The sequence below is a fragment of the Arthrobacter sp. LjRoot78 genome (assembly GCF_964254335.1).
Lineage (GTDB): Bacteria > Actinomycetota > Actinomycetes > Actinomycetales > Micrococcaceae > Arthrobacter.
Map to the genome: position 1 here is coordinate 2,210,227 of NZ_CAXUTG020000001.1, position 21,585 is coordinate 2,231,811.

The following is a 21,585-nucleotide window of genomic DNA, read 5'->3' on the forward strand; positions in this document are numbered from 1 at the left end:
ATTTCTGCACGGAGGGCCGCGCCGCTGCATGGTCAGCGGGCGTGGTGCATACGGTTTCGTCGTCGATCAACCGCCCGCGGCCTCGTCATGATGGATCCGTTCCGCGCGGGAGCCCAACGGCTCGCCGCTGCCGCCCCATTGCAGGGCGATGATCTCGGCCCCGATCGATACCGCAGTTTCTTCGGGAGTGCGTGCCCCCAGGTCCAGGCCGACGGGGCTGTGCAGTTTCAATAGTTGCTCGTTGCTCAAGCCCGCAGCGCGAAGCCTCCCCATCCGATCGTTGTGGGTGCGCCGGGAGCCCATCGCCCCGATATAAGCGACCGGAGGACCGCGAAGGGCCGCTTCAAGGACCGGGACATCGAACTTGGGGTCGTGGGTCAGGACACAAATCACGGTCCGCTCGTCGAGGAGCCCCCGGGCGAGCTGCTCGGAGAGATAATGGTGCGGCCACGCACGGACCACCTCCGCGGCGTCGGGAAATCTCGCCTGGGTGGCAAAGACGGCGCGGGCGTCACAAACGGTGACCTGATAGCCCAGGAAGGTGCCCAGCCGTGCCAGGGCCGCGGCGAAGTCGATGGCCCCGAAGACGAGCATCCGCGGCCGCGGCGCGTAGCTGGCGAAGAACACGGACATGCCGCTATCGAGGCGCTCGCCGTCAGGACCGTACGTCAGCACCGAATTACGGCCGGCCGCCAGCAGGCCCTGGGTGTCGTCGCCGACGGCCTGATCGGCCCGCTCCGAGCCGAGCCCGCCTTCGAACCCGTCCGGCCGGACCACGAGGTGGCGACCCAGCCAGCCGGGATCCGGGTGCTCTATCACGGTGGCAACTCCCACCGGGCGGGATGCCTCGATGTCCTCACGGACCCGGTCCAGCTCCGCGAAGGACTCCTGCGAAATTGGCTCGACAAACACCTCAATCGTGCCGCCACACGTCAGTCCGACGGCGAAGGCGTCGTCGTCGCTGACGCCGTAGCTCACCAGCACCGGGCGGTGGTCTGCCTGTACCTGTGTGGCGAGCTCATAAACGGCACCCTCAACACAGCCGCCCGAGACCGAGCCGAAGACTTCGCCGGCGGCCGTGACCAGCATGGAAGCCCCAGGGGGCCTGGGTGCTGAGCGGAAGGTCCGCACCACGGTGGCCAACCCTGCGGTGCCACCCTGCTGCCAGCCCGGCATCATGGCGGCGAGTACGTCACGCATCTTTCCCTGACCTCCGATGCCGGCTCAGGGCCGGCCCGAGCGCAGCCCGGCACGGCGGCCCAGGCGATAGGCACAAAACGCGACGGCGGCCAGCAGCCCTACGAGCTTGCCGGGGTTGCTGAGCTGATCGGTGAGCATTCGCTTGGCCAGCGAAAGGGCGTCCAGGCTGTTGTCCGTTAACGAAGCTGGCACCGGCGCGGGCGGAGGTGGAGACGCCGGTGCAGACGGCGGCAATGGTGCGGATGCCGCGGGGACAGGTGACACAGGAAGAGGCGCCGGCGCCTCCTGCCCGGCACCGCGCGGTGGTTCGCTGGAAGGCTCCGCGAGCAGTGCCTGCAGGTTGGCGGCGAACAGCGCCATCATCTGCTCGGTGACGCCGCCGATGACGCTCTTCCCCATGGCGGCGGCCTTTCCGGACAGGGCCAGGTCGGCGCTGACCGTACCCTGGGTGGAACCTTGCGCCTCGGCCAGATGCAGGGTGACGGTGGCTTCGGCGGTACCTTGGCCGCGGGTTTCCTGCGCCCGGCCCTGGAAGACAGCGCGGTGTTCGTCAGCGTTCCGTTCGAGGACGGACATCTGGCCCTTGTACTGCATCGAAACCGGTCCGAGTTTCACCTTCATCCCGATCTGGTAGGCGTCGTCGGACAGCTTGTTCAGGATCTGGGCCCCCGGAACGCATCCGGCCACGCGCTCAAAGTCCATGAGAGTGTCCCAGACGTCGTTGATGGGAGCGACTACGGAGAATGCGCTGTTTATTTGCATTAGCTGGTGCCCTGCCTCTCTTGTGTTGTCCTGCGTCCGTCCCGGACCGCGGTTGCCACTTCCGCGAGGGCCGCATAGCTGTGCCCGCTGACAAAGGCGTCGCAGTAGGGGAGAGCGGCTGCCATCCCGCCCACCAGCGGCTGGTAGTTCGCGTCCGCCTTCCGCGGGTTGACCCAGACAATCCGGTAGGCGAGCCGCTTCAGGCGTTCCATTTGCGCGGCCACGAGCTCCGGATCATCCTGGGCCCAGCCATCGGAGAGCACAACCACCACCGCACCCCTGGCCATGCCGCGGCGGCCGTGCGCGTCGATGAACCTGCGCAGGCTCTCCGCGATCTGTGTCCCTCCCGCCCAGTCCGGCGCGCTCGCTGCGGCCCGGGCCAGTGCCTGGTCAGGGTTCCGGACTGCCAGCTGCCGCGTCAGCCGGGTCAGGCGCGTCGAGAACACGAACGCCTCCGCCCGGGCGCCTGTCACCGCCCCCTGCAGTAATGACAGGAAAACCCTCGTGTAGGGTTCCATGGACGCCGAAACATCGCACAGCAGGACCAGCTGCCGCTGACGGGGACTGCGGTGGGCGTAGAAGAGCCTTGTGGCATCGGATCCCGCGCGCCGGGCGGCACGGACGGTGCCCCGGATGTCAAGGCGTGCAGAGCTGTGCGACGACTTGCGGGTCCGGCGGCTCAGGCGCACCGGCGTGGAGAAGGCGATCTCGCGGACGAGCTGGCGTACCCGGGCCACTTCCTCGGCGGAGAGCTCGGCAAAGGACGTTTCGTGCAGCCTTTCCTCCGTCGATGCCATGGCCAGGATGGCGGCGCGCTCAGCACCGGCTTCCCCCTCGGGGCGTTCCCTGCCGGGAAACAGCGCGGGCGGCGAAGCTTTGGGCAGAGCATACGGAGCATTCGTCAGCCCTGACGGCGGGGACGGCCGGAGGCGCGCCCCGGAGCCGATGGCCGGCGGTGCTTTGGCGGGGCCCCTGCTGTCCGCCGGGTCAAGCCGGGCGTCAAACACAGCGGCAAAGACGGCGTCGAAAACGGATATCTGCTCCCGCGAGGACACCAGGACCACGCGGCACGTCCAGTAAAGCGATTCGCGGGCGGAGGGCGGGATCAGGCGGAGTGCTTCGGCCAGCCGAACGGCGCGGTCCGGGGAAGCCGACAGGCCGGCACGGCGCAGCGCCGTGACAAGCCCGGCGGCCAAGGAGGCGGCATCCACTCCAGGCGGGATGATGGCGGCGCTGAGATCAGCCATGGCCGTCCCCGACCAGCCAGGCCGCGCCACGGGCTCCCACGAGCTCCAGGTCGTCCCGGTTCTTGACAATCGAGCCCCAGGTCTTCTCCACGGTGGGCGCATCGAGGTGCGTGATCCCGAGCACGGACAAAGCGGAGACCCAGTCGATGGCTTCAGCGATCCCGGGCGGCTTGGCCATGTCCAGTGACCGCATCTTCGTGATGGCCGACGCTGCCTCCTGCGCCAGGGGACCGGCGCTTCCGGGGACCCGGCGCCGCACGATCTCGGCAATCCGTGCGGGTGCGGGATAGTCGATCCAGTGGTACAGGCAGCGGCGCGTGAGCGCGTCGTGCAGGTCCCTCGTCCGGTTGGACGTCAGGACCACAACGGGCGGATGCGTGGCCCGAATGGTGCCCAGCTCCGGGATGGTCACCGCGGCCTCTGCCAGCAGTTCGAACGTGAATGCCTCGAATTCGGCGTCAGCCCTGTCGATCTCGTCCAGCAGCAGCACGGCCGGGCGCGGTCCGGGATGCTCGATCGCCTGGAGCAGCGGCCGGCGCAGCAGGTACTGCGGCCCGAAAAGGTCCGATTCGTTCAGGGCTGCATCGCGGACCTCAGCCAACCGGATGCCCAGCAGCTGGCGCTGGTGGTTCCATTCATAGAGCGCTTCCCCGGCATCGATCCCCTCGTAGCACTGCAGCCGGAACAGGGGAGTGTCGAGCACGCGGGCCAGTGCCTTCGCAGCCTCCGTCTTGCCCACCCCCGCCTCGCCTTCCAGCAGGATCGGCTGCGGCAGGCGCACAGCCAGGAACAGTGCTGTGGCCAGTCCGACGTCGGCGAGGTAGTCGCCGTCGTCCAGCGCAGCAATCAGCGAGGGAACGTCCGGAACCAGCTGCTGCACGTCCCTCTCCGCACCGCTGCGCGCTGCGTTGCTCATGGTGCCCCCCGAAGCGTGTCGAGCACGCGTTCGTAATCGTCATCGGTGTTGATGTCCAGGGGAATGGTTCCGGGCACAGCTACCTCGGTGACCTCCGACGCGCGCTCCTCGAGGAGCTTCCACACCGCCTTGTCGCCGTGCAGGCCGGCGAGCGCAGGCAGCACGGACCGTGCGAAGGCAAAGGGATGGCCGATTCCGTCGTCGTACCGGCAGACCGCGATGTCGGCCTGCCCGCGTCCCGCCAGCAGCCGGTCCACGTTCCGGGCCATGACCCCCGGCTGGTCCCCGAGCAACAAAACCACCACATCCGTGTCGGGATGAAGCGACTGAAGGGCGGCGGCTATCGACGATCCACAACCGGTGCCGAAGTCCGGGTTGACCGCGACATCGCAGCCAGCGGTGTTCACCCCTTTCAGCACCACGGCGCTCGAGCCGCCCACCGCCAGCACCAGTTGGGCGAAGCCGCAGGCCCGCGCGGTGGCCAGCACGGCGTCGAGCAGCACCCCGTCACCGTAGGGAAGGAGCTGCTTGGGGCGCCCCATGCGGCGGGACCCGCCCGCGGCCAGGACCAGCCCGGCAACACGGGGCCGGGCGTCAGCGGGAGGCGTCATAGCGTTCCGGATCCTTGCGGAATGCTTCGTAGCATCCCCGGGAACAGAAGTAGATTGTGGCGCCGCCGTGCTCGAGGTGGAGCGTGGACTCGACAGCGGCCACCGTCATGCCGCACACAGGGTCAATAGCTGTCTCCGCTGCGCTTTGGACAGGCACCGGGTGCCGCCCTTTGGCGCGTTCGGCAATGAGCTGCGCGAGGATGGACACGGCGATCTCACCAGGCGTGCGGGCTCCAAGGTTTAGCCCTGCCGGGCTGTACACGCGGGAGCGCTGGGATTCATCCACATCCAGCGATGCCAGGACGGCGGCGCCGCGCATTTCGCTGGCAACCAGAGCAACATAGGGCACCCCGGCACGCAATGCGCGTTCGAGGGCCCCTTCTTCCTCCCTGCCGTGGGAGGCGACGATCAGGGCGGCGTCGTCGGCCCGTGGGTCCGCCGCCTGCCCGTCGGTCAGTTCCATCTGCAGGCCGATTCCGGCACCGAGGGACGCCAGGGCCTGGGCCACCGGCGTGGTGCCGACCACCAGGACCCGCGGCGCCGGGATGTGCGGTTCCAGGAAGATCTCGATCGCACCTCCGCTGAGGCAGGGGTTGGAAACCTCGACGGCGCCTTCCTCGCTCCGGTGCGAAGGCTCGCCTGGCACAACACGCAGCAACAGCGGCTCTTGGGCCGAGATGGCCTTCAGGCTGTATTCCCGCACCGAGGCCTCGACGCAGTTTCCGCCCACGAAGCCATCCATTTCACCATTGGACAGGATCAGGGCCGTGTCTCCGGCGTGCGCACTCGTGGGCCGCTGCGCCCGCACCACCGTGGCTCGGACGAACGGCTCCCGGCGGCTGACGAGTTCCGTTGCCCTTGCCGCTAGGGTTTCCGCCATGGCCTGCATGTCAGATCGGTGGCCTTGGGCGGCCCTGCATGGCCTCCCAGACCCGGGCCGGGGTGCACGGCATGTCCATGTGAACCACGCCGTATGGTGCCAGGGCGTCGACCACCGCATTCACAATGGCAGGGGGCGAGCCGACCGTGGCGGACTCACCGATGCCTTTGGCGCCGATGGGGTGGTGCGGCGACGGCGTCACCGTAAAGCCCGTCTCCCAGTCCGGCACCTCCATGGCCGTGGGGATCAGGTAGTCCATGAAGGAGCCGCCGAGGTTGTTGCCGTCGGCGTCGAACTCGATGATCTCCATCAGGGCCATCCCGACCCCGTCGGTCAGGCCGCCGTGGACCTGGCCCTCGATGATCATGGGGTTGATCCGGGTCCCGCAGTCATCCACCGCGATGAAGCGCCGTACTTTGACGTGGCCGGTTCCCGGATCGACGTCGACGACGCAGATGTACGCGCCGAACGGGAATGTCAGGTTGGGCGGGTCATACGTGACTTCCGCGTCCAGATTGCCGTCGACGCCTTCCGGCAGCGTCATGGTGCCGTGGGCGGCCATCGCGATGTCCTCGATGGTCTTCCCCGCGGTGGGGTCGCCTTTCACGAACCAGCGGCCCTTTTCCCATTCCAGGTCCTCCGGACGGGTCTCGAGCATCGCTGCGGCGATCAGCTTCGCCTTTTCCCGCACCTTGCGCGCCACCAGCGCGACGGCGCCGCCGCTGACCGGCGTCGAGCGGCTGCCGTAGGTGCCCAGGCCAAAGGGCGTCTGGTCCGTGTCGCCGTGGACGACGTCGATGTTCTCCGGCGGGATGCCAAGTTCCTCCGCGACGATCTGGGCGAACGTGGTTTCGTGGCCCTGGCCCTGGCTTTGCACGGAGATTCGGACCACGGCCTTGCCGGTGGGGTGCACCCGCAGCTCGGCGCCGTCGGCCATGCCGAGGCCGACTATGTCGAAGTGCTTGCGCGGCCCGGCGCCGACGACCTCGGTGAAGAAGGAGATGCCGATGCCCATCAGCTCGCCCTTGGCCCGTTTCTCCACCTGTTCGCGCCGCAGGTCCTCGTAGCCGGCCAGCTCCATGGACTTCCGCATGGCCGCCTCGTAGTTGCCCGAGTCGTAGACCCAGCCGGTCTTGTTGGCGTAGGGGAACTGCTCCGGCTTGATGAAGTTCTTCAGCCGCAGTTCCGCGGGGTCCATGTCCAGCTTCCGGGCAAGGATGTCCACCATCCGCTCCACCAGGTACACGGCCTCGGTGACGCGGAAGGAGCAGGCGTAGGCCACGCCCCCGGGTGCCTTGTTGGTGTACACGCCGGTCACCTTGCAGTAGGCGGCCTGCAGGTCGTAGCTGCCGGTGAAGATGGAGAAGAAGCCTGCAGGGGTCTTGGTGGGCTGGGCGGTGGCGTTGAAGGCGCCGTGGTCGGCCAGCACGTTGGTGCGCAGGGCCAGGATCTTCCCGTCCTTGGTCGCGGCGATCTCGCCCTCCATGATGTAGTCGCGGGCGAAGGAGGTGGACATCAGGTTCTCGGAGCGGTCCTCCACCCACTTCACCGGGCGGCCCGTGACGATGGAGCCGACGACGGCGAGGATGTAGCCGGGGTAGATGCCCACCTTGTTGCCGAAGCCGCCACCGATGTCCGGGGACACGATCCGGATCTTGTGCTCGGGGATGCCGGCGACGATCGCGAACAGCGTGCGGTGGGCGTGCGGGGCCTGCGTCGTCTCGTAGAGGGTCAGCTTGCCGTTGACGGCATCAAAGTCGGCGACGGCGCCGCAGGTCTCCATCGGCGCCGGGTGCACCCGCGGGTAGACCATCTCCTGGCTGACGACGACGTCGGCGCTCGCGAACAGGGCCTCGGTCTCCGCCGCGTTGCCGATTTCCCAGTCGAAGATCTTGTTGTCCGTCCGGCCCGGGATTTCGTCCCGGATGACGGGGGCGTCGGCGTCGAGGGCCTTGCGCGCGTCGACCAGCGGCGGCAGCACGTCGTATTCGACGTCGATCAGTTCCAGCGCGTCGCGGGCGGCGTACCGGTCCTCGGCCACAACGAACGCGACCTCCTGGCCCTGGAACCGGACCTTGTCCGTGACCAGCACCGCCTGCACGTCGGCGGAGAGGGTCGGCGCCCAGGCGAGCTTGAGGCCCTCCAGGTCCTTGCCGGTGATTACGGCAAGCACCTTCGGGTGGGCCAACGCATTGGTGGTGTCGATCGAGACCAGCCGTGCATGGGCAACCGGAGCGCGCAGGATCGCGCCGTGCAGCATGCCGGGCAGCACCATGTCGTCGATATAGTTGCCCTTCCCGCGGACGAACCGGGGGTCTTCCTTGCGCTGGATGCGGCCGTAGCCGACCGGGCGGTCCGCGTCGCCGGCTGCGGGGTTGCTGTCCCGCTCGTGGATGACAGTCATGCCTTCACCTCTGCGTCTTGGGTTTCCGTGGCGACGTCCTCCACCACGGTGTCGGTGCCGTCGAGGACCTCGTCGGCTCCTTCGCCGGTGGCGGCGGCAGCGGCGGCCGGGTGGGCGGCAGCCCACTGCACCGAGCGGACGATGGTGGCATAACCGGTGCAGCGGCAGATCTGCCCGGAAATGGCCTTGCGGATCTCGGTGTCGTCAGGATGCGGGTTCTTGTCCAGCAAGGCGCGGGCCGTGAGCATCATCCCCGGGGTGCAAAAGCCACACTGCAGCCCGTGCTCCTCCATGAACCCCTGCTGAACCGGATCGAGGGTGCCCGCCGTGGCGAGCCCTTCGACGGTGCGGATATCGTGCCCGGCCGCCATTGCCGCGAGCACGGTGCAGGACTTCACCGGCTGGCCGTCCATCAGCACCACGCATGTTCCGCAGTTGGTGGTGTCGCACCCCCAGTGCGTGCCCGTGAGACCCAGGACTTCGCGGATGTAATGAACCAGCAGCACGCGCGGTTCGATCTCGGAGACGACTTCGTTGCCGTTCACGGTCATGCTGATCTGCATGCGCTTCAGCCTTCCTGTGTCTGGGCGGCGCGGGCGCAGGCCTGTCGCAATACCCGCCGGGTGAGCTCGTCGGCCAGATGCCGCTTGTAGTCGATCTGTCCGCGCTGGTCCGCGACGGGATCACACGCAATGGCTGCCAGCCGGCCGGCCTCGACGAACAGCTCCTCGCTGGGTTGCCGGCCAAGGAGCACAGCCTCGGCTTCCGCGACGGTTCCGTCGAGGCCCAGGGCCGTGAGACCGATGGCGGCGGCTTCGACGCTGCCATCCTCCGCCAGCGAGATGGCCGCCCCGGCTGCGGCGACTGCCCAGTCGCCAACCCTGCGTTCCACCTTTTCGTAGGCACTTCCCGATCTCGGACGAACGGGGAACCGGACTTCGCACAGCAGCTCGTCAGGGGCCACCGCCGTTTCATAGGGGCCGCGGTGGAAATCGTTCATGTCGACGAGGCGCTCGCCGCCGGGTCCGCGGACTACCGCCACGGCACGCAGGACGTCGCAGACCGTGGACAGGTCTTCAGCCGGGTCCGCCTGGCACAGGGAACCGCCAATGGTTCCGCGGTTGCGCACCACAGGGTCCGCGATGACTGCTTCGGCGTCCGAAATGATCGGGAAGAGCCGGGCCACTTCGGTTGATTCCAGCAGGGCAGTATGGCGCGTCAGCGCGCCCACCCGCAGGCGATCCCCGTCGAGAAGGATGAAGTCGAGTTCGAAGAGGTCGTTGATGTCAATCAGCCATTCGGGCCGGGCCAGGCGGAGTTTCATCATGGGCAGCAGGCTGTGCCCGCCGGCGATCACCCGGGACTCGGGGCCGTGACGTGCAAGGAGTTCAAGGGCATCGTCCACGGTGCTGGCCCGCACATAGTCAAAAGAAGCCGGAATCTGCATTGTCCCTACCTCACTCCATGGCGCCGGAAAACTCACGGACGCCGATTTGAGGTCAGTCTTGCCCCGGCCTGAGTGGAGTGTCAATATCGTCATAAGCGAAGGGTTATGAAGCGGTGTCGATGACTTTGAGCCAGCTGCGGGCCTTCGCGCTCGTGGCCAGACTGGGGTCGCTTCACGCTGCCGCGGCGGCTCTGGCCGTCAGCGAGCCGGCGGTCTCCTCGGCACTGGCTGCGCTCCGGAAGGACCTCGGCGACCCCCTCTTCGTCCGGGCTTCCGGAGGCATTGCCCTGACGCCGGGCGGCCGGGCATTGGCGGACTACGCCCAGGAAATCGTGGGCCTGGCGGACCAGGCCCGGTGGGAAGTCTCCCATGCAACCACGGACGCGGGGTTGCTGAGAATCGTCGCGACAGCTCCGTTTGCCGAACATGCAGCCGGACGGCTGCTTGACCTCTTCACGAAACGCGTCCCGGGCGCCTCCGTCGATGTCGTGGTTGAATCCGCAGCCGACATAGCGTCGCTGCTCCTTGACCGCGCGTACGACATAGCCCTCGGCGCCAGGCCTGCGCAGCCGGCACTCGCAGGTGCCGACGTCGGACTGGAAATGGTCCCGTTCCTGCGGTACCAGCGCGTCTTTGTGGTGGCGGCGAAGCATGCCCTCGCTGCGCTGCATGGTCCGGTACCACTGGCACGGCTGCTGGACCGCCCGTGGTTTGCCGGCCCCTCCGGCATTCAGGCGGAGACGGATGAGGGGCGGTGGCTGGCCTCGATGGGCGTAGCGCCGGACGTGATCCGGCTAAGCAGCGAAACCGACGCGCTCGCCGCCGCCCGGGCAGGGGAAGGCCTGACACTCGCCGTGGGACATATCGTGCGGGCGGAACTCCAGACCGGAGTCCTCGTGCGCGTGCCCGTGGTCGGAACTCCGGTGTCCGGGCTGTGGTGGGCAAGCACGCTGGACCACGGCCGGACAACGTCCAAGGCAAAGGCACTGCAGCGCTTCGTCACCTCATCGGATGCCACAGCCGCTATGGTTGCGCCGGGCGGCTCGCGGGGGCTTGAACGACGGGGATCCAAAGTCCACGTTGCGCTCTGGAGCTGAGGCCGAAGGCCATCGCCGCCCCTATGCAGTCACGCAGGACTCCGGCAACATATGAAGTGTTCCAAGCCCGGGCGGCCACCGGATCCACGGTTGGTCCGGGTATCGACCGGCACGAGAGGACACCTGAACATGACCACGACACTTAATCCCTACCTGGGCTTCCGGGACAACGCACGGGACGCCATGAACTTCTACCAGTCCGTATTCGGAGGCGAACTGGCGCTGAGTACCTTTGGCGAGTTCCATGCCAGTGAGGATGCGTCCGAGCAGGAAAAGATCATGCACGGCATGCTGACCACCGAATCCGGCCTGGTGCTCATGGGCGCCGATACGCCCAACGGCATGAGCTACAACCCCGGCGACAACTTCTCCGTTTCCCTCAGCGGCGAGGACGACGCCGAACTGCGCGGGTACTGGGAGAAGTTGTCCGACGGCGGGACCGTGACGGTGCCCCTCGAACAGGCGCCGTGGGGCGATACCTTCGGCATGTGCACGGACAAGTTCGGCGTCGCCTGGCTCGTGAACATCGCAGGACCCAAGGAGTAACGGACCCAAGCAGTATGGGGACCCAACAGTAGGGAGACCCTGGCTGCGGGAGGCGTTCGGCGCCTACTTCCTGGCGACGAAGTAGGCGTTGAACGGATCCTCCCCGAGTTCCTTCACCTCAACGGTGCCGAAGCCCGCAGCCCGGACCATGGACTCCGCCAGCTGCACGCCCCACACCGTTCCGAGTCCCTCCCCGTCCTGCGCCAGGGAGACGGACATGCAGTGGAACGTGGAGATCGCGTAGAGGAACGTTCCCCACGGGAGCTCAACATTGTCGGCCAGGTTGCTGGAGGCCTTGATGTCCACCATGAGGAACGTGCCGTCCGGGCGCAGCGCCTCGTGGATGTTTTGAAGCACCTTCGCCGGCCGGGCCTGGTCGTGGATGGCATCGAAGACGGTGATGAGGTCGAAGCCTTCCACGACGTCCAGGGCGGCCGCGTCCAGGATCTCGAACCGGGCGTTTCCCAGTCCCAGCCGTCGGGCTTCCGCACGTCCCGCCAGCACGGCATCCTCCGAGAAGTCGTAACCAGTGAACCGGCTCGCGGGGAAGGCCCCGGCCATGAGGTTCACGGCGTGGCCTGCTCCGCAGCCGATATCGGCCACGTCGATGCCCGCCCGCAGCCTGTCCACGCAGCCCGCCAGCGGGAGGATGGCGGACACCAGGGAGGCGTCGTGGACCGAGCCGCTGTCACCGGCCTGGATGTCCATGAAATCAGGATAGTCCTCGTAGCCCAGGCCGCCGCCCGTGCGGAACTTCTGCGCTATCCTGCCGGCCACCTCACCCATCAGCGTGACGTACTGCAGCATGCGGGCCAGGTTGTCGACTCCAGGCCCGGAGACGGACGGGGCCAGTGCAGGGTCCAACCGGTAGGTGCCGGCGGCGTGCTGGTACTGGGTTGGCTGGTACTGGGTTGGCTGGTTCTGGGGTGGCCGGTAGTGAACGAAGCGGGCCGTCACCATGCCGCCGAGCCATTCCCGGACGTAGCGTTCGTTGAGGCCCGCCGCATCCGCAATCTGCTCGCTCGTGGCCGCGGGCAGTCCGGCCATCACATCGAACAGTCCGGTCTGGTGACCGACGCCGGCCAGGACCGCTGCGGAGCTGTCGTTGAGGATGCCGAGCAACCGGGCTGCGCCCGCCTCAACAGCACTTTCTGTCAGTAACCCGTCGTCGTGCGTGGTCTCCGCGGCGCCTGTGTGGAGGTCGGTATCGGTGGTGGTCATGGTTCTTTCCTTTCGTTCGGCGGACGTCCCTGTCCGGCTACTTCGAAAGTACTTTCGCGGCGGTCCTCCCCGCGTCGGGCAGATGATGCATCTTTCGCCGGGGGCGTGGGGCGGATGATGCAGTTGATCCCGGCGCGGGGAACAGGCAACGCAACCAACGCAGAACGACGACGGCGCGCCGCCGCCGCCGCCGTCGTGCTCTGTCCAGTTGTTGCGCCCGTCCGTCAGGTAATCCCGTGTTCCCTGGCCCAGCCCGCCGCGGCGGTCCGGGTGGATAGCCCGATCTTGCCGAAGATGTTCGCCAGGTGCCGCCCCACCGTCTTTTCGCTGATGACCAGGGCCTCCGCCACCTGACGGTTGCTGGCACCCGTGGTGATGAGGGCCAGGACTTCGCATTCGCGGGCGGTCAGCCCGCTCCGGCCGGCACCGGGTGCCGCGCCGCGCTCCAGCCGTTCGACGTCGGGGACAGCGCCGAGCTGTCGGTAGATGGCGAGTGCGGTAGCGACGTCGGCATCGGCAGCACCGGCCTGTCCGAGGCTGCGGCGGGAGCTGGCGAGCAGCTCATGGATCCGGGCCGTGCGGTAGCGCGCCCGCTGCGCCCGGTACGTCCGGGCTGCCGCTTCCAGCAGGGGCAGTGCCTCGTCGCCCCGGCCGGCAGCCAGCAGAACGGTGCCGCGGGCCTGGCATGCCCACGCCTGGAGGCCTGCAGAGGCGAACCGGGCGGCCGTCCGTTCCAGTTCCGACGCCAGCGCGTCAGCGAGCGCCGCTTCACGCTGGTCCACTGCCAGCTCGGTGGCGGGCAGCAGCAGCCGGGCCCGGTCCAGCAGCCGGCTCTCGCCCAGGGCAGCGCGCAACTGGTTGAGCGCCAGGGCGCTGTCACCGGCAGCATAGTGGAGCAGCGCCTCTCCCGGCTGGGGGTCGACTCCGACGTCGCGTGCCCGCCGGTAAGCGGCCATCGCCCCGGCAGCGTTGCCGCGAAGGCGGCGCACCTCGCCCAGCTCGTAGTAGCCGGCGCCGGCCATCCAGCCATGCGCATTCACCAGGTTGTCGCTCGAAGCGCCTATTTCGCGTTCCACCGCATCCCAGCCGCCTTCGGCACTGACCAGCTGCAGCTCGTGGATGCGCGTCACGCCGGTGTACACAAAAGTGGCTGACTGGCCCGCGGTCCAATGCTCCAGTGCACCGGTCCAGGCCCGCATCCTGGCCAGGTCCCCGAGCTGGTGGCACAGGTGGATGACGGTGCAATAGATGTCCCCGGCCCACACGGGGGCAACATCGCCGGCAAGGACCGGCAACATGGCCTCGTCCAGTTCGCTGAAACCTTCCTCAGTCCGGCCGGCACGGACGCCGGCAAGGCCTGCCAGCACGCGGGCTAAGCATCCCAGGGTGGGATCGGACTGGCGGCCGGCCACGGCCTCGAGTTCCGCTGCAGCCGCCCGGACCGGACCGGGGTCTTCCTCCAGGTCCAGTGACATGACGCTTCGGAGATAGAGCAGGTAGCCCTGCTCGGGGCCTTCGGGCAGGCCCTGGAGCAGGCGCCGCGCCCGGTTAAGCCAGCCTGAGGCAACCATCAGGTCCCCGCGGGTGCCCCACTGCAGTGACAGGATGATCGCCTTCATTGCCGCGGCCGGCCGGTCTCCGGCACCGGCGAGGCCCCGGTACAACTCCTCGGCCACGGACAGCGATTCGGGAACGCGGCCCAGCCACCACATCGCGTCGGCCAGGGCTTCGAGGTCCGGTAGCGCCAAGCCGGTGGTGGTTCTGGCGGCGAGCAGCCCGTTCCGTGCCGCGGGCCAGTCCCTGCGGGCATACGCCGCGCGGGCGCTGGTGATCAAATCCGGTTCAGCCATCCGACGTCTCCAAAGGGTGGTTCCAGCGTACTGCCGTGCCCGGACTCCCGGAAAGACGGAGCGAATGTGATGTCTGGCTAATCTCTGGAAGCGCATAAAAACTGAAAGGTTATAGCAAGAAAGTTTAGTAATTAACTTCAATGAAAGTTGCAAACACCAATTTCGACCTGAGAAAAGTCCAATTTTTTAGAGAATCAATGGGTTACCTGGGTCGTTCAATCTGATAATGTCCCCACTATCGCTGGTCCCTCCCGGGAAACTAATGGCCGGGGAGGGGCCAGTCCTAGCTATGGAGGAATAATGCAGAACTGGGCACCGCTTATTGGGGGCTGCGCGGCGGGTCTGTTTGCGCTCACCGCCTGTAGTAGTCCGCCGTCAGTCAATCCGCCGACGGCATCGCAGGCCAGTCCTGGCCTAATCACCGATAGTCCGTCACCAACGGGCTCGGTTCAGGGGCCTCCGTCGACGAGCGCAACGCCGGCGGCTACGGACTTCATCGCCACTGAGGCCTTGACTGATGTGGGCTGCGAAGCGGACGGCAACGGCGTCTGGTCCTTTTCGGGCACGCTATCCAACACGGGTTCCGAACCCGTCAAATACACCGTGGCGGTGGCGGTGGGCACAACAAGTAGTGTCGCGGGCCACGCGATGATCGAAAAACTTGTGGCGGCTGGATCCAAGGAAAATATCCGGGCGGACGCGTTCGCCACGAACGCTCCGGCTGACGCAAAATGCGAGGCGGTGGTCTCAAAATGACGCCGACTCCCACATTGAAGCTGGACCGTATGATTGCAGCCATACTCCTTTCGGCAATGGTGCTGATGGGCGTGGCACCTATGGCCGACGCGACGACGCCTCTTCCTGCAACGCCGTCATCGGAACCGCCGTCAGAACAGGGAACAGTAGCGACGGCCGAACCTACGGTTTCGGCGGCAACGAACAATGCCGGGCGCGGCGACGCGAGTCCATCGGATCCGGTTGAACGGACACCGGCGCCAACTGCATCAACTGATCCGTCCACACCGGCTTCCGAGGCGCCGCCAACTGAAGCTCCGGACCCAACGCCGGCCGCAGCTATCCAGACGGGTTCGGCGGCAGCAGGTCCGTTCACACCGTTCGGGGCCATCGGCCAGAAGTGGATCCAACTGGGTGGTGCAGATGGTCCGTTGGGCGAACCCACGTCAAACGAGCAATGTGACGCCGCTGCTCTTTGCGTCGAGACCTTCGTTGGCGGAAATATCTACTACACGCCCACAACAGGCGCGCACGCTGTTCTTTTTGAGTCCGGCAAAACAGGACAACAATGGAAACTGTCCGGTGGACTAACCGCATTCGGATACCCCGTTTCTGGCGAGGCCTGTGACACCCTGGGGTGCTTTCAGAGATTCTCGCGAGGGGCGGACATTACGTGGACGGCTGAATCAGGCTTCGGAAGCACGCACGGTGCTATTGGCAACGCCGTGCATCGGATTTACGGAGGTTACGGGGTCATTGGATACCCGACATCCGACGAGCTGTGCAATCTTCCGACACAGGGCTGTGTACAGGAGTTCGGACGATTGCGAATCTTGTGGTCGGCTGCTTCAGGGGCCTACGGTGTGTGGGAACCGGGAGCAATCGGCGGCCTTTACGCAGGCAACGGCTCTGAGGCCGGCCGCCTTGGCTATCCTCTCTCGAAGGAAATTTGCGGTCTCACACGAGACGGCTGCTATCAGGTCTACCAAGGCGGCGTCATTGTGTGGTCCGCTGCGAGCGGTGCACACATCACTCTGGGCGCCATCCGAGGGGCTTGGCTGACCCGTGGACTTGAACGCGGTGACTTGGGCTATCCGGTGTCGGAAGAAGCTTGCGACCTCCCAGGGCCAGGGTGCTGGCAGGAGTATCAGGGCGGGAGCATCTACTGGTCAGCGACGACCGGCGCACATGCGACCAACGGCGCGATCAAGAGCCGGTTCGATGGTCTGGGAGGCGTCTCCGGTGGTCTCGGCTACCCCCTGGCCGGCGAAGTTTGTAATCAGCCCAACGGCGGGTGTTATCAATGGTTCAAGGGCGGCCTGATCTTCTGGTCGCCCTCCAGCGGCGCGCAGCCGGTCAGCGGAGGTATCAAGTCTAAATATGAAGCCATGGGGTGGCACCGGAGCTACCTCGGCTACCCGACGGCCCCGGAGACCTGTGCAGGATCCTCATGCGTCCAAGCGTTCCAGGGCGGTTACCTCACTTGGATATCGGGTATCACCAGGGATTACCGGCACACGGAATGCACGACGCTGAACGACGGCCGGATCAAATACCCCAGCGGGAACGCGAATCGTGTCACTCTCACCTTCGCCGGCGATTACGGACAGTCATACGCCACAGTCGCCTATTGTCAGCGCGTGGCGGGTACGTATGTGACGGACTGGCGAACGGACGGGAGAGTGGGTGCGGCTGGCTTTAAGCCCCCGGGAGTCCCGTCAGGGCCAACGCGCTACAACTACTCGCCCACAGGCTCCTATACCGTAACGGAAGCTTTCGGACTGGGTAATCCCGGGACTGCACTGCCTTACCGCACCCTCAATCCCAATTCGCGGTGGGGCGGCAACCCGTGGACGGCAACATACAACAAGTACTTCGAGTCCACGTCGTGGGTGGGGTACGACGAGAACATGTGGTATTTCGCGACCGGAGCATCGCACGACTACCGCCAGGGGGCCGTCATCAACTACAACCGCCCGCCGGATTCGGAAATTGTCCAAGACGCAGGGTTTGCCATCTTCCTGCACGAACACAAGGCCCCGACAGCCGGATGCATTGCACTTGATGACTGGGCAGTTGAGGACTTCCTTAGGAAATCGACTCCAGGCGACCGAATCATCATGGGAGTGGCCCGCGATATCTTCCTTTAGGAAGGGTGGTTCTTCATCGTCGTCAGATCGCAGGGGACCGCTGAATTTTCCGTGTTGAGGGACGTTCAGCGGTCCCTTCCGTCGCCCGCAAGGCTCGCACCGGGGCAGCCATGACTTTCGGCCCTACGTGGCCACCGGGAAGAAGCGGAAGCTAGGAGATACATCCCGGCTACGGGAACGCTGCCCGACGGGAACAGGGAGCACCATGAGAGACCGACACCCGCAACTCCGGTTCCTCGGAGCCACGGACAGCGTGACCGGTTCAAGATACCTGGTGGAAGCAGGCGGGAGACGCATCCTCGTGGACTGCGGGCTCTTCCAAGGCTACAAGTTGCTCCGGGACCGGAACCGGGTTCCGTTCCCGGTCCAGCCGCGCTCCATTGATGCCGTGCTGCTGACCCATGCGCACCTTGACCACACCGGCTATGTCCCCGCCCTCGTCCGGGACGGCTTCGCCGGGCCGGTGTATGCCACCGAAGGCACCACTGAACTGTGTACCCTTCTCCTGCCCGACAGTGGCTACCTGCAGGAAGAGGAAGCCAAATACGCCTACCAGCGGGGATCGTCCAGGCACAGCCCGCCGGTACCGCTCTATACGGCCGCGGACGCGGTCAGGTCGCTCGACAGTTTCCGGGAACAGGGATTCGATGCCCCGCTGGAACTGGGAGGGGGAATCTCGGCGACGTTCCTGCCGGCCGGCCATATTCTGGGGGCTGCCCAGATCCGGCTCGACGTCGGCCAGCACTCCGTTCACTTCACCGGAGACCTCGGCCGCACCGACGACCCCCTGATGTTTCCTCCCCGCGGACTGGGTGCCGCTGACATTCTGGTGACGGAGTCCACGTACGGAAACCGCAAGCACTCCAGCCTGGATCCGGAACTGCAACTGGGAGAGATCATCACCCGCGTGGCGAAGAAAAACGGCGTCATCATGATTGCCGCTTTCGCCGTGGGACGGGCGGAGACACTGATGCTGCACCTGGCCCGGCTCCGCAGCAAGAACGCGATTCCGGACATCCCCGTGTACCTCAACAGTCCCATGGCCATCGACGCTTCCGGGATGTACCAGCGCCACCCCGATGAACACCGGCTCAAGCATCGGGAATACGAGGACATGTACAAAGTGGCCAAGATGACCCGCACCGTGGACGATTCGAAGCTGCTCAACCTCCGCGGCGGCCCCATGGTGATCATCTCCGCCAGCGGCATGCTCACCGGTGGCAGGATCCTGCACCACATCGCCGAATACGGATCAGATCCGAAGAACGCCATCATCCTCAGCGGGTACCAGGCGGGCGGAACCCGCGGCGCCGCGCTCGCCGCCGGCGAACGGCAGCTCCGGATCTATGGGGAGGACATCCGCATCCGGGCCGAAGTGATCCAGATGGAGAGCCTGTCAGCGCATGCGGATGCCGACGGGCTGATCGAGTGGATGAAGGCCGCCGAGCGGGAACCGCGGATGACATACATCACCCACGGCGAGCCGGAAGCGTCCGATGCCCTCCGGGTCCGGATCAAGCGGGAACTCGGCTGGCGGGTGCGCGTCCCGGAGTACCTCGAAGGCATCTCCCTCGAGGACCCGACGTGACCACCGAAAACCGTGCCGGCCTGAGCATGCTGGACGAGATCCGTTCCCTGGCCCGGCCGCTGAGCGGGCTCAGGGACCTTGACGGGCTGGTCCACAAAGCCGGCTCCGGCCGGTTTGTGGCGATCGGCGAAGCATCCCATGGCACCCATGAGTACTACACCGTCCGGGCCCGCCTGACCATGCGGCTGATCGAGGAGCAGGGGTACAGCTGGATCGGAGTCGAGGGTGACTGGCCGGACTGCTGGCGGATCAACCGCTGGGTTCGGGGACAAAGCGGGCTGGACGCCGGAGTCCACGCGATGCTCGCCGGGTTCGAGCGCTGGCCCACGTGGATGTGGGCCAACGAAGAAGTGGCGGGATTCCTGGACTGGCTGCGCGGCTGGAACCTGGAGCGCCCCCTGGCGGAACGCGTTGGCTTCTACGGCCTGGACGTCTACTCGCTGTGGGATTCACTGCGGGAAATCATCGGCTGGCTCCAGGAAAATGAGCCCGACGCCGTTCCTGCTGCCATGCGCGCATGGCAGTGCTTCCTTCCGCATCACGAGGACCCGCACCAGTACGCCTGGCGCACCCGGCTGGTTCCGGAGTCCTGCGAGGCGGACGTCGTTGCACTGCTCAGCGAGGTACGCAACCGGGCACTGTCACTACGGGACCATGAACCACGCGTCGAAAGTGACGAAGCCTTCGACGCCGTGCAGAACGCCATGGTCGCCGCCAACGCCGAACACTACTACCGCATCATGGTGCGGGGGAACCGCGAGTCCTGGAATGTCCGGGACCATCACATGGCGGACACGGTGGACCGGCTCAGCGCGCATCTGGGCCCGGCGTCTAAGGGCATCATCTGGGAGCACAACACGCACGTGGGGGATGCACGGGCCACGGACATGGCGCGGGACGGGCTGGTGAACGTGGGCCAGCTGCTCCGCGAGCGCCACGGCACCGAGGGCGTGACCCTGGTGGGGCTGGCGTCCTACGCGGGAACGGTGATGGCTGCCGACGGGTGGGGTTCCCCGGAACGGGTGCTCAAGGTACCGGAGGCGCGGACCGGCAGCCATGAGGACCTGCTGCACAAGGCGCTGGGCGCACCGGCTTTGCTGGAATTCGGCAGGGACAGGTCCGGGCCGTGGCTGTCGGCCTGGCTGGGACACCGGGCCATCGGGGTTGTCTACCGGCCGGCCAGTGAACACGGGAATTACGTCCCCACCCGGATGGGAGGTCGCTACGACGCGCTGATCTGGCTGGAGCGGACCTCGGCACTTCGTCCGCTCCATCACGAAGCTGCGCCAAGCGAGCCGGAGTTCGAAACGGAACCCACCGGCTTCTGAAATTCCGCCTTTGTTGTCGCCGGCGTGCCCGGTGTTTCCGGCGGCGCCCCGACGGGCTGAGGCCCCCCGTCGGGCTGAGCCTCGCGTCAGGAAGGGCCTGCGTCCGGAAGAGCCCCGCGTCAGGAGGGGCGCCGCATCATCAGGACGGCCGCCGGAACGTACCAGAGCAGCGGCACCAGCCGGAGCAGGGTGGTCAGCCAGCCCATGGGGGACAGCGGCCCGCTCTCCGGAATCACAGACAGCGCGGACAGGAACGAGGCAGCCGCCGCAAAGGCGGCGATCCAGCCCAGGGCTGCGGGAGATGCCTTCATCCGCAGCGACAACACAGCAATGGCGGTGAACATCACCCCGGCGGGCAGGTTCGCCAGGGCAAGCGTGACGAGGCACAGATCCGCGACGGCGGCGGCCACCCCCGGTGCCACCGCGGCCTGCGACGGCAGGGTCAGCGTGATCTGGGCAGCCTGGCCCAGGATGTTCAGGCCAGCGCCCAGCACCCCTGCCGTGAACGCGATCCCTGCCAGCGTCCCGGCTCCGCCTTCCCGGCGGTACAGGAACGAACGGACATAGCCCAGGAACCAGATCAGGGCCGCTGAACTGAACACAAACAGCATGCTCTGGGCCAGCACGGGCGTTCGGTTGGCCAGCAGGAAGTCCGCGTAGCCGGCATCGGAGGCAGCTGGCCACGGTCCGGTGAGGAGTACTTCCATGGATCCGCCCGCTATGCCGAGCGCTGCCGACACCAATCCGGCCATGCCGCCCGACAACCGCAAGCGCTCGCCGGCGTTAGCAGCAGCTGCCGGATCCCGCCGCACGCGGGTCATCCCCTCGCCGCCAGCAGCCGGTCCATCACCAGGCCGGTCAGCAGCGCCATGCCGGCCGCCATCAGGACGGCGGCCGCGACACCAATGGCGATTACCGTCGTCGGATGCTGTCCCGGCTGCCACAGCGGAGGTGCGACGGCGAAGAACAGTCCCAGCCCGACGCACCATGCCAGTGCATTCCCGCCCACCCACCATCCGCTGTGGGCGAGGTGGCGGCGCAGTTCAGGCCACTGCGCCAGGCCGATCGAACAGAGCAGCAGCAAGGCTCCGGGCACTGCGACGGCGAGTTGCAGGACCGGCGGCCAGGCCTGCCATTGTTCTGCGAAAGTGCTGGGCGCAAGCCCGATGATCCAAGCCAGCGCCGCACCGGTGGCGGTGCGGACGGTCCACGAGCGCACACGGAGCCCGGGCAGCTGCCGCTTCAGCACGTGTGCCTGGGCGAGTCCCAGGACTGTGCCTTCCGCGACACCTGCCACGGCCAGCCACGCCAAGGCTCCGGCCGTATCCGGAATTATCACGAAGACCGCGACGACGGCGGGAGCCACGAAGCCCACACTCTCACCGAGTGTGACCCACAGGAACCAGCGGCGAAGGAACGGCTTTGGCCGTGCGGGGGCGGCGGGGTCCGCCCGGGTGTCCTCCATGGGGCTGACGCTACGCGCGGGGCGCAGCAGCCGGTGAGGGGCTTAAGGCCCTAACCCCTGCCTCGGCCCCCGGAGCACACTGAAGGTGTCAGCGGCCATCGGCGTGCTGATCCGAAAACGCGATGGAGAAGAGCAGGA

General features: G+C 66.8%; 19 protein-coding genes. 6 read left to right on the forward strand and 13 right to left on the reverse strand.

The genetic code is table 11. The features are described from left to right. Positions 1 to 66: 66 nt before the first annotated feature. The 9 genes from ACSQ1X_RS10230 to ACSQ1X_RS10270 are packed head-to-tail and all read right to left on the reverse strand — an operon-like array spanning position 67 to position 9,467. Entirely contained in the window at positions 67 to 1,200 is a 1,134-nt protein-coding gene (locus ACSQ1X_RS10230; RefSeq protein WP_436057597.1) for an XdhC family protein, read from the reverse strand. Positions 1,201 to 1,224: 24 nt separating this feature from the next. After that, a complete protein-coding gene (locus tag ACSQ1X_RS10235) occupies positions 1,225 to 1,962 on the reverse strand; it encodes an SRPBCC family protein (RefSeq protein WP_436057598.1) in 738 nt (245 codons plus the stop codon). Next, complete coding sequence (locus ACSQ1X_RS10240; protein WP_436057599.1) at positions 1,962 to 3,209, reverse strand: vWA domain-containing protein; 1,248 nt, start codon at positions 3,207 to 3,209, stop codon at positions 1,962 to 1,964. The genes ACSQ1X_RS10235 and ACSQ1X_RS10240 overlap by 1 nt, the downstream gene beginning before the upstream one ends. Further along, positions 3,202 to 4,125 (reverse strand): AAA family ATPase, encoded by a 924-nt coding sequence (locus ACSQ1X_RS10245; protein WP_055806036.1) that lies wholly within the window; start codon positions 4,123 to 4,125, stop codon positions 3,202 to 3,204. Before ACSQ1X_RS10245 ends, ACSQ1X_RS10240 begins: the two co-directional genes overlap by 8 nt. Then, on the reverse strand, positions 4,122 to 4,736 hold the full coding sequence (locus tag ACSQ1X_RS10250) for a nucleotidyltransferase family protein (protein WP_436057600.1): 615 nt from the start codon (positions 4,734 to 4,736) through the stop codon (positions 4,122 to 4,124). The genes ACSQ1X_RS10245 and ACSQ1X_RS10250 overlap by 4 nt, the downstream gene beginning before the upstream one ends. Further along, complete coding sequence (locus tag ACSQ1X_RS10255) at positions 4,720 to 5,616, reverse strand: XdhC family protein (protein ID WP_436057601.1); 897 nt, start codon at positions 5,614 to 5,616, stop codon at positions 4,720 to 4,722. The genes ACSQ1X_RS10250 and ACSQ1X_RS10255 overlap by 17 nt, the downstream gene beginning before the upstream one ends. Before the next feature lie 10 nt (positions 5,617 to 5,626). Next, positions 5,627 to 8,020: an aerobic carbon-monoxide dehydrogenase large subunit gene (locus ACSQ1X_RS10260; protein ID WP_436057602.1), complete on the reverse strand. Its 2,394-nt coding sequence runs from the start codon at positions 8,018 to 8,020 to the stop codon at positions 5,627 to 5,629. Next, positions 8,017 to 8,583 (reverse strand): (2Fe-2S)-binding protein, encoded by a 567-nt coding sequence (locus ACSQ1X_RS10265; protein WP_436057603.1) that lies wholly within the window; start codon positions 8,581 to 8,583, stop codon positions 8,017 to 8,019. The genes ACSQ1X_RS10260 and ACSQ1X_RS10265 overlap by 4 nt, the downstream gene beginning before the upstream one ends. 5 nt (positions 8,584 to 8,588) lie before the next feature. After that, positions 8,589 to 9,467 (reverse strand): FAD binding domain-containing protein, encoded by an 879-nt coding sequence (locus tag ACSQ1X_RS10270; RefSeq protein WP_436057604.1) that lies wholly within the window; start codon positions 9,465 to 9,467, stop codon positions 8,589 to 8,591. A gap of 119 nt (positions 9,468 to 9,586) precedes the next feature. Between ACSQ1X_RS10270 and ACSQ1X_RS10275 the strand changes: the two genes are divergently transcribed. Continuing rightward, on the forward strand, positions 9,587 to 10,564 hold the full coding sequence (locus ACSQ1X_RS10275) for a LysR family transcriptional regulator (protein WP_436057605.1): 978 nt from the start codon (positions 9,587 to 9,589) through the stop codon (positions 10,562 to 10,564). A 129-nt stretch (positions 10,565 to 10,693) separates the two neighbouring features. Continuing rightward, positions 10,694 to 11,110 (forward strand): VOC family protein, encoded by a 417-nt coding sequence (locus ACSQ1X_RS10280; RefSeq protein WP_055806015.1) that lies wholly within the window; start codon positions 10,694 to 10,696, stop codon positions 11,108 to 11,110. Positions 11,111 to 11,173: 63 nt separating this feature from the next. Here ACSQ1X_RS10280 and ACSQ1X_RS10285 read toward each other — a convergent pair whose 3' ends face one another. Together ACSQ1X_RS10285 and ACSQ1X_RS10290 are read right to left on the reverse strand one after the other, a co-directional pair. Continuing rightward, entirely contained in the window at positions 11,174 to 12,331 is a 1,158-nt protein-coding gene (locus ACSQ1X_RS10285) for a class I SAM-dependent methyltransferase (RefSeq protein WP_436057606.1), read from the reverse strand. Positions 12,332 to 12,555: 224 nt separating this feature from the next. Beyond that, entirely contained in the window at positions 12,556 to 14,181 is a 1,626-nt protein-coding gene (locus ACSQ1X_RS10290; RefSeq protein WP_436057607.1) for a LuxR C-terminal-related transcriptional regulator, read from the reverse strand. A gap of 300 nt (positions 14,182 to 14,481) precedes the next feature. Here ACSQ1X_RS10290 and ACSQ1X_RS10295 point away from each other — a divergent pair, with 300 nt between their 5' ends. From ACSQ1X_RS10295 to ACSQ1X_RS10310, 4 genes are all read left to right on the forward strand, one after another. After that, positions 14,482 to 14,937 (forward strand): hypothetical protein, encoded by a 456-nt coding sequence (locus tag ACSQ1X_RS10295; protein ID WP_436057608.1) that lies wholly within the window; start codon positions 14,482 to 14,484, stop codon positions 14,935 to 14,937. After that, entirely contained in the window at positions 14,934 to 17,066 is a 2,133-nt protein-coding gene (locus ACSQ1X_RS10300) for a L,D-transpeptidase family protein (protein ID WP_436057609.1), read from the forward strand. The genes ACSQ1X_RS10295 and ACSQ1X_RS10300 overlap by 4 nt, the downstream gene beginning before the upstream one ends. 205 nt (positions 17,067 to 17,271) lie before the next feature. Beyond that, positions 17,272 to 18,654 carry an MBL fold metallo-hydrolase RNA specificity domain-containing protein gene (locus ACSQ1X_RS10305; protein WP_436057610.1) on the forward strand — a complete coding sequence of 461 codons (1,383 nt, stop codon included), beginning with the start codon at positions 17,272 to 17,274 and terminating at the stop codon, positions 18,652 to 18,654. After that, entirely contained in the window at positions 18,651 to 19,982 is a 1,332-nt protein-coding gene (locus tag ACSQ1X_RS10310; protein ID WP_436057611.1) for an erythromycin esterase family protein, read from the forward strand. Before ACSQ1X_RS10305 ends, ACSQ1X_RS10310 begins: the two co-directional genes overlap by 4 nt. Before the next feature lie 119 nt (positions 19,983 to 20,101). Here ACSQ1X_RS10310 and ACSQ1X_RS10315 read toward each other — a convergent pair whose 3' ends face one another. After that, entirely contained in the window at positions 20,102 to 20,803 is a 702-nt protein-coding gene (locus ACSQ1X_RS10315) for a hypothetical protein (protein ID WP_436057612.1), read from the reverse strand. Then, the gene (locus tag ACSQ1X_RS10320) at positions 20,800 to 21,447 is read right to left on the reverse strand and encodes a hypothetical protein (protein ID WP_436057613.1); all 648 of its coding nucleotides are present in this window, start codon (positions 21,445 to 21,447) and stop codon (positions 20,800 to 20,802) included. The genes ACSQ1X_RS10315 and ACSQ1X_RS10320 overlap by 4 nt, the downstream gene beginning before the upstream one ends. Positions 21,448 to 21,585 lie beyond the last annotated feature (138 nt).